At 51.9% G+C, this 11,758-nt stretch carries 13 protein-coding genes; 8 read left to right on the top strand and 5 right to left on the bottom strand.

What is annotated here, in order from left to right; all coding sequences use genetic code 11:
- Positions 1-144: 144 nt before the first annotated feature.
- Both M6D89_RS05290 and M6D89_RS05285 read right to left on the bottom strand, forming a co-directional pair.
- Positions 145-678: a DUF3806 domain-containing protein gene (locus tag M6D89_RS05290; protein ID WP_253966980.1), complete on the bottom strand. Its 534-nt coding sequence runs from the start codon at positions 676-678 to the stop codon at positions 145-147.
- Positions 662-2,230 carry an FMN-binding glutamate synthase family protein gene (locus M6D89_RS05285; protein ID WP_253966979.1) on the bottom strand — a complete coding sequence of 523 codons (1,569 nt, stop codon included), beginning with the start codon at positions 2,228-2,230 and terminating at the stop codon, positions 662-664. Before M6D89_RS05285 ends, M6D89_RS05290 begins: the two co-directional genes overlap by 17 nt.
- A gap of 90 nt (positions 2,231-2,320) precedes the next feature.
- Here M6D89_RS05285 and M6D89_RS05280 point away from each other — a divergent pair, with 90 nt between their 5' ends.
- From M6D89_RS05280 to M6D89_RS17365, 3 genes are all read left to right on the top strand, one after another.
- Entirely contained in the window at positions 2,321-2,677 is a 357-nt protein-coding gene (locus M6D89_RS05280) for a hypothetical protein (protein WP_253966978.1), read from the top strand.
- A gap of 30 nt (positions 2,678-2,707) precedes the next feature.
- A complete protein-coding gene (locus M6D89_RS05275) occupies positions 2,708-3,460 on the top strand; it encodes a DUF748 domain-containing protein (protein WP_253966977.1) in 753 nt (250 codons plus the stop codon).
- Positions 3,461-3,870: 410 nt separating this feature from the next.
- Entirely contained in the window at positions 3,871-4,716 is an 846-nt protein-coding gene (locus M6D89_RS17365; RefSeq protein ID WP_253966976.1) for a GIY-YIG nuclease family protein, read from the top strand.
- A 24-nt stretch (positions 4,717-4,740) separates the two neighbouring features.
- Here the strand turns inward: M6D89_RS17365 and M6D89_RS05265 are convergent, their stop codons facing one another.
- Both M6D89_RS05265 and M6D89_RS05260 read right to left on the bottom strand, forming a co-directional pair.
- Positions 4,741-6,057: a type II toxin-antitoxin system HipA family toxin gene (locus tag M6D89_RS05265; RefSeq protein WP_253966975.1), complete on the bottom strand. Its 1,317-nt coding sequence runs from the start codon at positions 6,055-6,057 to the stop codon at positions 4,741-4,743.
- A complete protein-coding gene (locus M6D89_RS05260) occupies positions 6,051-6,374 on the bottom strand; it encodes a helix-turn-helix transcriptional regulator (protein ID WP_253966974.1) in 324 nt (107 codons plus the stop codon). The genes M6D89_RS05265 and M6D89_RS05260 overlap by 7 nt, the downstream gene beginning before the upstream one ends.
- A 249-nt stretch (positions 6,375-6,623) precedes the next feature.
- On the opposite strand from M6D89_RS05260, the gene M6D89_RS05255 reads away from it, so the two are divergent.
- From M6D89_RS05255 to M6D89_RS05240, 5 genes are all read left to right on the top strand, one after another.
- On the top strand, positions 6,624-7,295 hold the full coding sequence (locus tag M6D89_RS05255) for an HAD family hydrolase (protein ID WP_253966973.1): 672 nt from the start codon (positions 6,624-6,626) through the stop codon (positions 7,293-7,295).
- 8 nt (positions 7,296-7,303) lie between these two features.
- A complete protein-coding gene (locus M6D89_RS05250) occupies positions 7,304-7,513 on the top strand; it encodes a class I SAM-dependent methyltransferase (protein WP_253966972.1) in 210 nt (69 codons plus the stop codon).
- A gap of 3 nt (positions 7,514-7,516) precedes the next feature.
- Entirely contained in the window at positions 7,517-7,954 is a 438-nt protein-coding gene (locus M6D89_RS17450; RefSeq protein WP_418930351.1) for a class I SAM-dependent methyltransferase, read from the top strand.
- A complete protein-coding gene (locus M6D89_RS05245) occupies positions 7,938-8,246 on the top strand; it encodes a hypothetical protein (RefSeq protein WP_253966971.1) in 309 nt (102 codons plus the stop codon). Before M6D89_RS17450 ends, M6D89_RS05245 begins: the two co-directional genes overlap by 17 nt.
- 94 nt (positions 8,247-8,340) lie before the next feature.
- Positions 8,341-8,817 carry a DUF6231 family protein gene (locus M6D89_RS05240; RefSeq protein WP_253966970.1) on the top strand — a complete coding sequence of 159 codons (477 nt, stop codon included), beginning with the start codon at positions 8,341-8,343 and terminating at the stop codon, positions 8,815-8,817.
- A gap of 375 nt (positions 8,818-9,192) precedes the next feature.
- Here the strand turns inward: M6D89_RS05240 and M6D89_RS05235 are convergent, their stop codons facing one another.
- The gene (locus tag M6D89_RS05235) at positions 9,193-11,739 is read right to left on the bottom strand and encodes a sensor domain-containing protein (RefSeq protein ID WP_253966969.1); all 2,547 of its coding nucleotides are present in this window, start codon (positions 11,737-11,739) and stop codon (positions 9,193-9,195) included.
- Between the last annotated feature and the right edge of the window lie 19 nt (positions 11,740-11,758).

Raw genomic sequence — 11,758 nt, 5'->3', positions numbered from 1 at the left:
CTTAACCTGTCAGCCGGGTTTGCTTTTTAGTCGTTATTTCGAAGATGTATCCTATTAATCGATAAACGGTAACGACAATTAGTGGGCGACCCGAAGGTATTACAGGGCGCAGTCCGAGCGTATTTGCTCTAGTACAAATTCCGTTTAGTAGGCTCTATACTCCCGCACCTCGCCATAGGGAAGCTCGGGCAGGGATTCGGCGATGAGTTCCAGCGCCTCAACGTAGATTTTTTTTACATCCGGCTTTAACCCCACGCGCATGCGGCGCGAGAGCATGGTGACGGGGAACAAACACTCTTCTACCGTCATTGCGCACAGAGCGCGGGAGCGGCCCAGTTTGTCTTCGTAGACTTTCCACTCCAACTCTTTTTCATCTTTGAGCATTAAATCGCCCATCACTACGCCCAGTGCTTGCTGGGTAATGGCGTCGTCCTGATCGATCAGTTCGCGATCGATAATACGCTGTAAAGTGTTTAAATCGGTTTTATTGCCGCGAACCTGGCTGCCCAGTTTTTCCCGTGCCAGGCGATCTATGGTGGCGCGCTGGGTGGATAAAAAGCTTTCGTCGGTCCAGCTAAGGTCGCTGATGGTCACGGCATTGGGGTCGCGCTCTTGCGCCTGGGCTAAACCCGCTACCAGGCTGGTTGCGACAATAAGCCATTTAAGCGTGCGTATCATGGGTTACCTCTTTTACTTCTACGTCGGGGCCCTCGGGGCGGACCTCGGATTCATCGTCTATCAGAGTCACAGGTTCGGGGTGAAGTTCACTTAAAGGGGCCGATAATCCGGTCGCCATTACCACATGGACATGCTCGCGGCGCAACAGGCGCGGCTCGCTCACTCCGCAGGCGTGGGCAATCAGTCCCACCCCATAGGTCATATTGCGCTGGTAGTGGGCCACGCGTTGGGCCTTGTCGGCGGGCACCAGGCCGCGCTGTAGCTTGGGGTCGTGGGTGGTTACACCGGTGGGGCAGGTGTTTTTGTGGCACTGCATGGCCTGAATACAGCCTAAGGCGAACATAAAGCCCCGCGCGCTGACCGTAAAATCGGCGCCGCAGGCCAGTGCCCAGGCCACTTTGGATGGCGTGACCAACTTACCCGAGGCAATCACTTTAATGCGATCTTTTAAACCGTGCTGTTTAAGCAGGTCGCATACCCAGGGAAGGCTTTCTTTGAGCGGCAGGCCCACATAATCAATTAACGGTTGAGGCGCGGCGCCAGTGCCGCCATCGCAGCTGTCAATGGTAATAAAGTCCGGGGCCCGGTCGATGCCGCGCCCTTTAATGGCGGTGGCCAGGTCGCGCAGCCACTGTTTGTCGCCAATTACCGCTTTAAAGCCCACAGGCTTGCCGGTGACTTCGCGCACATGCTCAATCATATCCAGTAAGTCGTCGATCGAGCGAATGTCCGGGTGGCCATTGGGGCTGATGGATGCATGCCCCTCGGGGATGCCGCGAATTTGCGCAATCTCGGCGGAGACTTTCTCGCCGGGCAAAATACCGCCTTTCCCCGGTTTGGCGCCCTGGCTCAGTTTAAGCTCAATCATCTTGACTTGGTCGTGCTCACCCAGGTGCTTTAGGCGTTCATCGCTTAGGTGGCCTTCGTGGTCGCGCACCCCGTATTTGGCGGTGCCTATTTGGAATACCACATCGCCGCCGCCCTCTAAATGGTAGGGCGACAGGCCGCCTTCGCCGGTATTGAGCCAGCAGCCCGCCTTGGCCGCGCCCGCCGATAGCGCCCGCACCGCCGGTTTGGACAGGGCGCCAAAGCTCATGCCGCTGATGTTAAAAATAGAGCTGGTGGTGTAGGGCTTGCGGCAGTAGGGGCCTACAATCACTTCTGAGGGCAGGGCGGCGTCCTTTTCCAGGGTGGGAAAGGCGGAGTTTAAAAACATTACCTCGCCGGTTTTGGATAAATCCCGGGTCGAGCCGAAGGCGACATTGGCATCCACGTTTTTGGCCGAGCGATACACCCAGGCCCGTTCGGCGCGGTTAAAGGGCAGTTCTTCGCGGTCCATGGCGAAAAAGTACTGGCGAAAAAACTCCCCCAAGTGCTCGAATAAATAGCGAAAACGGCCAATTACCGGGTAGTTGCGGCGAATGGTATGGGCGCTTTGATTGACATCGATAAAATACATCACCACCGCCGTGATAATTAGGGCGATGATGGCACCGGTGAATAAAACGGCAATAATGCCCAGTAAGTTTAACGCGATAGAGCTATCATTCATGGATACAGGCTTTTTACTTGTGTTTTAAGGCGTAGCGCGCGTTATGATAGGCGTTTTTGGCGACGAACGCATTGCTTGAGGGAAGTGAATATGGGCTTTTTTGCGAGATTATTGCTGATTTTATTAGTTGTGGCGGTATGCGCCCAGGGCGCGGCGCTTTACTGGGGCTATGAGCAACATATGGATCTTAAAGCGCGGGTGACTTCCCTCGAAGCCCAACAAGCTGAACTGCAGGCCCAGGCCGATGGTCTGAAAGCGACTATCAAGAAAATGGAGCAGGACTCGGTAGGGGCAATGGTCAAAAAAGCCAATCAGGTCATCGTGCAGGGTTGGGATGCGATTGTAAACTCGGTCGAGACCGAAATGGATCGAGCCCGCGAAGCGTTAGAGCATTTAGATGAGGAGCCGGCGACTGACGCGTCTCAGCCAGCGCCGGCCACGCCCTAATATTAACCATTCAAGAAAAGGACGACTGATATGAAAGCCGTAAAAATTATTCTTATTATCCTATTGGTGCTTGTGCTGCTGATTGGCGGCGGTATTTATTACCTGGTTAAAAACCTCGACACCATTGTCGCCGGGGGTATTGAGCGCATCGGCACCGAGGTGCTGCAAACCGAAGTCAGCCTGGATTCGGCAAATTTCGAGCTGAAAAAAGGTCGCGGCGAGCTACATGGTTTATCCATCGCCAACCTGGAGGGCTTTAACGAGCCCTATTTGTTCCAGTTGGAGCAAATTGCCTTGCAGGTCGAGCCCGCCAGTCTGCGCGAGCCGGTTATTGTGATTGATGAAATTATGGTGGATGGCTTGCAACTGACTGTGGAAGACAAGGGTATTGCGCAAACCAATATGCAAGAGCTTATGCAGCGCCTTAATAAAGGCGGTTCAAGCTCGTCCTCGCAGGACTCCACCGGTGCCGAACCCCGCTTTATGGTCGAAAAGCTGAGCTTTACCGATATTTCTATGGATTTAATATCGCCCCAGTATGAAAACCAAAACGTAACCTTAAGCGATTTTTCTCGTACCAATTTGGGTGATCGCGAAACTGGCTTAACCGCTAAAGAGTTGGTCCGCGCGATCGTACAGCCGGTTATCGATAAAGCCCGCGACCGCGCCGAGGAAGAAATTAGATCTCGTGCCCAGGATGCTGCGCAGAAGGCGATTGAGGAAAACCTTTCTGAGGAAGATCAGGAAAAAGTGAATCAGTTGAAAGGATTGTTGGGGCAGTAAAGTTTAGGGGCTGCTGAGCGCAGCGGGCTTTTTGTTTGCCCGGGTCGCCGGGCGGGCGAGTTACTTTTCTTTTTTGTGGGAAAAAGAAAACTAACGAAAAGAAAAGCCCACCCCGGTTCGCGGCCCTCCGGGTGCCCTCACTCCAATCGATTTTAGGAGGCCGTATCGACAGGGCGTCCATGCCCTGGCGATACTTGCGCAAACCTCCTGTTTGCTTACCCCCTAAAATCGATCTCCGTTCGGCTCGCTCTCAGGGGCCCCGTGTGTGCCAAAGTCAGACATGGGCAGCTTTCTCGAGCATTGCAATTTCCGGTGGTGGCTACGTGAGCACTGCTAAACATGCCTTTGAGATGTGTTCTGTCCGGATTGGTTGGTGACTGTTGGTTATAAAAATGTAAAAGGATAGATTTGTGGCAACGGCGACATTGAAGATGTTTTTGGTTTTTGGTGATCCCAAGCGGTTGCGCACTGTGGAGTTGTCGAATTGGACCGGCAAGGCTGTAGCGGGACCTCGCAGTGAATTTGACCGTATTTTAGAGCGTGAAGAGTCGCAAAATTCGGGAGTTTACTTCTTGACAGGCACAGATCCTGATAATGATAAAAGTGTGATTTACGTCGGTGAGGCTGAATCTATAAAAGATCGGGTAAAAGCGCATCTATCCAAAGATTACTGGAACCAGATTGCATTTTTTATTAGTAAAGATGAAAATTTAACCAAGGCTCATGTGCGCTATATCGAAGGTCGGCTTATTGAAGAGGCTAAGGTTGTAGGTCGATCTGTTGTTATGAATGGTCAGGGTAGTGGCTCGAAACTACCCGAGTCCGATCGTGAGGAGATGGAAGTCTTTTTGGAAAAAGTGCTGCAAATTCTTCCAGTGTTGGGTATTGAAAGTTTTGTTAAAACTGGAGGAAGTGAAAGCCCCGGTCAGCGGCATGAGCTATTAACCTGTGCGATTAAAGATGCAGTAGCTACTGGTTATCTTACACCCAACGGTATGTTGGTTAAGGCCGGTTCGCAGGCGGTGTTGGAAGAGCGCGCATCTGCCAAAAAGTGGCCGACTGTTTTAGCTCATAGGAATAAGCTAATCGAAGAGGGCGGCTTGATTCATCAGGAGGGAAGATGGGTCTTTGTTAAAGATACGGAGTTCTCTAGCCCAAGTGCAGCGGCGGCTGTTATTCACGGTGGTAGTGCTAATGGCTTGGTTGCATGGAAGGATGCGCATGGTCGGACATTAAAGGACGTGGAGAGTGAGTGATGATCTCTTGGTTACTCTGTCCAGTTACAAGTCCAGCCTAAAATTCCCCTCAATTTCTCGAATCAAACTTTTGGGTACGGCATGTTCGGTGGCGAGCATTTTCCATTCGTTTACGCTGTCGTAGGTTTGTTTCAGGGTTTGGTCGATTTTTTTGCGGGTGAATAGGGGGCTTATTTGACTCAGGCTGTGCAGGTCGTCGCGGGTGAAGTGGTCGCGTTTGCCGTTTAAGCTCATCCAGTGGCTGTTTACCCAGCGGCTGCCGGGTTTGTAGCTGTAAGCGATATCGTAGGCCGGGGCCAGGCGCCAGGTGTTATCTTGCAGGGTGAAGGCGAAGTTTTTGGCGTGGTCGTCGTGGTTGCGGGCGACGATGTTAAACACCAAGCGTTTTAACAGTTGCTCGGCGTCTTCGGCTGGCAATTTTAATTGCCGTGCCATTTCAAATAGTTCGGCGTAGGAAAAAGAGCCGGGTATTTTGTAGTTCACGTGAGCCAGCCCGTTCAGGGTTTGAACGTGTATTTTGTCATTGCCCGCGCGGTCAAAGCGCTGGGTGATAAAGTGGCGCCGCTCGCCCTCGTTGATTAAGTGGCAGGGCATCATACTAATGCCGCAGTTTTGCGCCATTAGGTAGTACACATATTCCATGGCGCCAAAGCCCATGGGGTCGCCAAAGGTTTCGCGGTCGGCATTGTGTTCACTTACGCCGTCGAATTTCATGATGTAGTGCTCAAAGCCTTCTGGCACCCGCGCCTGGCCCGAGCGCACCTGGGTAAAGTCTTTATTAAAAGCCAGTACGGCCTTGGGTCGCGCGCCGCCCGCGCTCATACCCACCGATAACAACGCTAGCATGGCTTCGCGCTCGTCGCTGCCATCGCTTTGCAGGGAAACCTTAAATTCCTCGCGCTGGTCCAGAATTTCCTGCGCAATCGTCACCAGTTGCTCCACTTCAACCTGGGTGGATGCATTCAGACTTTTTAAGCGGGTGGCGGGGTGGTATTCGAGCGCCCCCATGCCCCGACGGCCGGTGTATTGCAGCCGCTGCAAGGGGGTGATGTCGGCGGTCTGTTTGCCCTGACTGGCGACCCAGGCGTTAAGTACCGCGTTGCCAAAGTCGTCGGGTAGCGAGTCGGCAATCATTCCTGGCAGGCCTTTAAAGGTATGAAAGTCCAGCTCGGGGAAGGTGTAAATCCGCTGTGCCAGCGGCATTTTCAGGGGCGACAGCTCGATGCCGGTTTTGATAAAGCTCTGGGTGTATTCAAACGCTCCCAGGCCTGTGGCAGTATCAAAGGTCACTGCACCCACCTCGTGTTCACCGTAGGTGACGGCCACCACTTCCATTACCATGTGCTGGGCTCCTGTTCGTCTTCTTTACGACTGCCGGAGGCGCGCTTGCGTTTTTTGCCCTGCAGCTTCGCCAGCTGCACTGGCGAGATGGGCGGAGGCGGCAGAAAGTTGTCCAGCTGCGCCGCCTGGTCAAGTGCGTGCATAATGGCAACAAACACTTCCAGTGTGGCCTGGCCCTTTTCGGCGTTTAACACCGCTTTACGGGTAACACCCGCGCGCTCGGCGGTCTCCACTTGGGTTAGGTCGAGATTAAGGCGCGCCTGCTTCAGGCGTTCGCCCAGGTCGGCGGCAGTGGTTTTGGCGTAATTTTGTCTCATAATGTGTAAAAATCAGGACCTTAAGTCGATTTTTGAGGCTTATGTTTTAAAGATAGCACTTTTAGATTGTTTTTGTAAGTCCTGAATGTTGGATGTAGAGAAGCATATTTGGCGTAAAGTGCGTTTTAATGTACTTTAGGGGTTGTCGGTTCTCGCCAGCAACGGCGTTCGGTTCTGTCCCCCAGCGCTGTGGCTCCTTTGCCTGGCCTTAGTAGGCTCGTAAGCTGTTCAATTTCTTCGGGTACTACAATGATTAAAGCAATTCTCTTTGATCTGGATGAAACGCTTATTGATCGAACGGAAACCATGCGGCGTTTTTTACTGGAGCAGCATGGTTTGTTTGCTGAACTAGCGGCATTCTCAGCACCAGTGTACTCAGCTGTGTGCCTTAGCCAGCAGGCGAATGGCTATGCCGATAAGCTAGATGCCTATGTATCGGCATGTCATGAGTTGGGAGTCGGGAGCTCGGGCTTAGCGCAACGACTTTTTGTCGACTTTAAAGATCGTTATGGCGAGCGGCCAGTCCTGTTTTCTGGTGTTATGGCAACACTCAAACAGCTGCATGGGAGGTATCAGCTGGGGCTAGTCACCAACGGAAGAGTCAAAGGGCAGATGGCGAAAATTGAAGCCAGTGGTATCAAACGCTTCTTCTCATCTATTTGTATATCCGAATCGCTTGGCTGTAAAAAGCCGGATGCGACTATTTTTCAAGCCTGTCTTGATGAGTTGTCAGTAGCAGCAGACGAGGCGTTATTTGTTGGCGATAACCCTACCGCAGACATTGAGCCCGCCAGAAAGCTTGGTATGTTCACGGTATGGGTTAAAAGTGAATACTTTTCGGCGCCTCAACTATGCGACGGTATTGTATCTGGGGTGGGAGAGCTTGCGCGGTGCTTACGCGCGCTTGAGCGAGTTGACTGAGGTGCTCTATGGATGCTGAAGCTTGGGATAAAGCCGCGAAGCAGGTTAATTTTAACTTGGAAATAGAGTGGAGTAAATTTCAGAGCTTGGTTTGTCCCCAGGCGAGGCTGCTTGATTTCGGATGTGGCTACGGGCGGATAGGTAAAAAGCTTATCCATAATGGTTACCTCAATGTGGTGGGGGTTGACTCCGCTTTTTGCATGGTTTTGCGCGGCTAAGGGATATGTCCGACTCTCCCGCTGATAAACTCATGCGAGAAAGGTTTACCCTTCGCTGACGACTCATTTGATGCTGTCGTCATTTGTGCGGTCTTGACGACTATTGCGGTAGAAAAAGAGAGAAAGCGTACAGTGAAGGAGATTATGCGTGTGCTAAAGCCCGGTGGCATTGTTCACCTGTCAGAGTTTAGTGCTTCTGAGGAAAAGGAGTTTTCATCAAGCTTTGGTGTGGATATGCGCTACAGTAGGCCTAGTGATTATAGAAACTTGTTCAGCGAGTTCGTATGCCTGTGGGATGACGTTATGAATACTTGGACGATAGGTGGCAGTCCAGAAAATAATTATCGAGCATTTTTCAAAAGTCCCGTTGAAAAACCGACCATTCTCGCGTGTGGTAAAACTTGTTATTCGAGATTGAAAGAATATGTTTTTTGCAGATGATTTGTCCCGAAAATTCCGAGCTCGCCGCAGAGTGTTCAGCATCAGCTCGGTGTTGGTGGTGCTGTTAGGGTTTGGGGTTTTGGGTGCGATTCATCCAGTGCATGATTCAGAGCTTGGCTGGCCGGATGTGGGCTTGCTTGGTGTCGTAGCGATCATCATTTATGGTTTAATGCGAGTTTTTTGGCGCTGTCCTTCCTGTGGCGCCTCATTACCTATGGGCGGCATAACGGCTTTGGATCTGAAAAAGTCTGACAGGGTGGAGTGCCCGGGTTGCGGTATCGTTTTGAGGTAGCCCCAAAGCTGGGATTAGTCGTTGGTTATCGCCTTGCGGTGCATTAGGGTAAGGTGTGATACTGACGTTGAATTCATGAATTTATCAAACCTTTATGTCTGAACCAATACAAGCGCTCGCCAACATCATCGACGGTTGCCAGCCCAAAACCATGGTTGCTCTGGGAGAAACCAGCGAGAAGCTGGCGAGCCGCTGGTCTGAGCATCATGGCTGTGACGCTACTTTTCTGACGCCGGATGATGCGAAAGAGGGGCTGACACTGCCAGAGGTTCAAGATCTTGCCATGATTACCGATACCCTTGAGCACATCGATCACGCTCGGGGACAAACTTTAATCGGACTGCTGCGCAATTATGGTACCCGCCAAATTGCAGTGTTAGTCACTGAAAATAGCGGTTGGAATCAAAGTGATTTCGTCGGCCTGGGTTTTAAAAGACAGGCAAAGATAGAGGAAAATGGCGAAAGCTTGGCACTCTACACTTATAATATCAGCAATTATAATCACAAACGAACCTGGAATAATCCGCGCTTTTGGGCCAACCCCGAGATGTGGGATAAGGCCCGTTGGTAGGCGCGCTTAAAAAACATAATTATCAAGGCGTTGATATGTCCTACCAGTGCCCCAGCTGCAATCAAATTTTCACCGCTCAACAGGCGCTTTGCGAGGACTGGCGCAATCCAGAAAAATCCTTCGGTTGTCCCCATTGTGGAAAATTCTATAAAAAAGACTTACGGTCTAACCTAAGGCAATCCATTTGCGTGGGTATTATGGCGGGCGGTATTGCTACCCCCACGGCAATGTTGATAGGGCGCAGTCTTTTTAATGGCGATAACTTGTCGTTGTTTTACGGTGTAGCTATTTGGTTTAGCTGTGTGGCAATGCTTGTGATTGGCGACTGGAGGAACAGGGCGTAGTGCGATCTTCAGGGCGTATGATTTCCGGTGTTTATTTTGCTGTGGAGTTGTCTCTTAAGAGGGCCTCTAATCCTTCGGCCGCAATGGGACGGCTGAAGAAATAACCTTGGGATTGGTCGCAGTTGTGCTCGCGCAGAAACGATTCCTGCTCGAGGGTTTCTACACCTTCGGCGATGACCGTTAAGCTGAGGGTTTTGCCCATCGCAATAATCGCCTGGGTAATGGCTTTGTCTTCAAAATTGGCGGGAATGTCGCGGATAAATGAGCTGTCGACCTTAAGAGTATCTACCGGAAACTGTTTGATCTGTGCCAGCAACGAATAGCCTACGCCAAAGTCATCAATGGCCAGGCGAACCCCCAGCGCTTTAAGGCTGCGTAAAATATCGATAGCGCGATCAGTATTTTGCATAACCATGCTTTCGGTAATTTCCAGCTCCAGGTTGGCGGGCGCGAGTCCGGACTCTTGAAGGGCTAGGCGAATGTCTTCAATCAAATATTCATCGTAAAACTGGCGCGGCGATAAATTTACCGACATACACACAGGCAATAGCCCTTGCTGCTGCCAGTGAGCGCTCTGCAGGCAGGCCGTTTTGAGTACCCAGCGGCCGATTAACACAATTAAGCCGGTTTCTTCAGCCAGGGGAATAAAGTCGTTAGGCGGAACTACACCAAGGCTTGGGTGTTGCCAGCGCACCAGCGCTTCAACCCCGGCTACAGCGCCGGTTTTTAAGTCGCGCTTGGCTTGGTAGTGTAAAAACAGTTGATCCTGCTCTACGGCCAAACGCAGGTGATTTTCTAGCTCCAGGCGCTCGCGCGAGCGGGCCTGAAGGTTGGGGGAGTAGAACTGGTAGGTGTTTTTGCCTTCTTCTTTAGCCAAGTACATGGCGATATCGGCGTTTTTCATCAGGCTTTCGCCGTCGTCGGCATCGGCCGGGTACATGCAAATGCCCACGCTCGCCGTTACCCGGCATTCCTGGTCGCGTATGATGACGGGGTTAACGGCAGCGGCTATCAGTTTTTGCGCCGCTATACGCGCGTCTTGCTCGGTATGAATGTCTTGCAGCAGTACCACAAATTCGTCGCCGCCCAGGCGCGCAACCACATCGCTGGCACGTAATGTCTGGGTGAAACGTTGACCAATAACTTGAAGCAGTTGGTCGCCGGCATCATGGCCCAGCGTGTCGTTAATGTTTTTGAACCGATCAAGATCGATAAACAATACCGCCAGTGCGCGGTTATGGCGTTGGGCCGATTTTAAAGCAACGTCGAGAATTTCGTGAAACATAAACCGGTTGGGTAGCTCGGTTAAGCTGTCATGGGTGGCGAGAAAATGCACCCGGTCTTCGGATTCGCGGCGTGCGGTAATGTCCTGGCCAATGCCCCGGTAGCCGCAAAAATTTTGCTTATCATCAAACACAGGCATGCCGCTTAAGCTGATAAAGCGCGGCTTTTGTCCGGGTTTTTCGCAGCGTAGCTCAAACCCGCGAAAGGGCTCGCGCTCGCTTTGGGTGTGCTCAAGCTCGATCCAGCAGCCGCTCAAGGGTTCGCAATAGGGAAGTTGAGTAATACTGCGACCCAGTATGTCTTTGCGGTTAAAGCCGGATTTGCCGTTGGGGTCGGTAAGGTCTGTGAAAGTGCTGCGTTCATCTTGCTCCCAGTACCAGTCCGAGGAAAGCTCGGTGAGACTACGGAACCTTTCTTCACTGCGCCGAAGCGCCAATTCCGCGAGCCGACGGCGACTAATATCCCGCCCTATACCGACCAGGCCAACAATTCGACCAGATTTATTCCGAAAGGGGATTTTACTCGTGAGCAGCCAGCGAGTTCTGCCGGTGGTTTGATCTACAGCGGGTTCTTCGCGCTCAAGCAGGGCTTTGCCTGTGGTAAGCACTTTTTGTTCATCGTCGCGATACTGCTGGGCCAGTTCAGCCGGGTAGAAGTCGAAATCATCTTTGCCCAAAATTTCTGTCGAGGTGGTGCCCATGCTATCGGCCACCGAGTGATTGGCCAGTAGAAACTGGCTATTTAAATCTTTGGCGTAGATGTTGTCGGGCAGGGCGTCAATTAAAGTGCGCATTAGCTGCCGCTCTTTTTCGAGGGTGGCCGATAGCTGCTCCAGTTCTTTGTTGCGCAGCGCTTCGCGGCCTTTAAGCTCGCGGTTTAAGGCCTGGGTTTGCACCTTGGTGTTGCGACTGGCGGTAATGTCCCGGGTAATACCCACAAGGCCGATAATGGCGCCGTTGACATCTTTTAACGGAATTTTAGTGGTGGAGTACCAGCGATGTTCGCCGCTGGCAATATCAATCATTTGTTCTTCACGGTCGGCGATCGGCTCGCCCGAGTCAATAACCTGTTGATCATCCTGGTGGTAGCCCCGCGCCAAATGGTCGGGGTAAAGGTCAAAGTCGCTTTTACCCAGCATGTCCTGGGGTGAGTTAAGGCCGAAGAGCTTGGCCAGTGCGACATTGGCAAATAAAAAATGACCATTGCGATCTTTGGCGTAGATCAGGTCCAACGAGTTGGCTGCCAAGGTGCGCAACAACAGTTGTTCCATCGAGGTATCTGCCGTGAAGTGCATTGGGGCCTCATATGGCTTT

Origin of the sequence: Gilvimarinus xylanilyticus, assembly GCF_024195295.1 — a bacterium.
Classification (GTDB): domain Bacteria; phylum Pseudomonadota; class Gammaproteobacteria; order Pseudomonadales; family Cellvibrionaceae; genus Gilvimarinus; species Gilvimarinus xylanilyticus.
The sequence above is the reverse complement of the archived record's forward strand: the minus strand, read 5'-3'. Positions and strand labels throughout refer to the sequence as shown.

Bases quoted from the DNA above. Each gene is read 5' to 3' on its own strand.
- M6D89_RS05280 (WP_253966978.1), top strand. From the start codon at position 2,321: ATGGGCTTTTTTGCGAGATTATTGCTGATTTTATTAGTTGTGGCGGTA.
- M6D89_RS05290 (WP_253966980.1), bottom strand. From the start codon at position 678: ATGATACGCACGCTTAAATGGCTTATTGTCGCAACCAGCCTGGTAGCG.
- M6D89_RS05275 (WP_253966977.1), top strand. From the start codon at position 2,708: ATGAAAGCCGTAAAAATTATTCTTATTATCCTATTGGTGCTTGTGCTG.
- M6D89_RS05235 (WP_253966969.1), bottom strand. From the start codon at position 11,739: ATGCACTTCACGGCAGATACCTCGATGGAACAACTGTTGTTGCGCACC.
- M6D89_RS05260 (WP_253966974.1), bottom strand. From the start codon at position 6,374: ATGAGACAAAATTACGCCAAAACCACTGCCGCCGACCTGGGCGAACGC.
- M6D89_RS05245 (WP_253966971.1), top strand. From the start codon at position 7,938: ATGTTTTTTGCAGATGATTTGTCCCGAAAATTCCGAGCTCGCCGCAGA.
- M6D89_RS05255 (WP_253966973.1), top strand. From the start codon at position 6,624: ATGATTAAAGCAATTCTCTTTGATCTGGATGAAACGCTTATTGATCGA.
- M6D89_RS05265 (WP_253966975.1), bottom strand. From the start codon at position 6,057: ATGGTAATGGAAGTGGTGGCCGTCACCTACGGTGAACACGAGGTGGGT.
- M6D89_RS05240 (WP_253966970.1), top strand. From the start codon at position 8,341: ATGTCTGAACCAATACAAGCGCTCGCCAACATCATCGACGGTTGCCAG.
- M6D89_RS05250 (WP_253966972.1), top strand. From the start codon at position 7,304: ATGGATGCTGAAGCTTGGGATAAAGCCGCGAAGCAGGTTAATTTTAAC.
- M6D89_RS05285 (WP_253966979.1), bottom strand. From the start codon at position 2,230: ATGAATGATAGCTCTATCGCGTTAAACTTACTGGGCATTATTGCCGTT.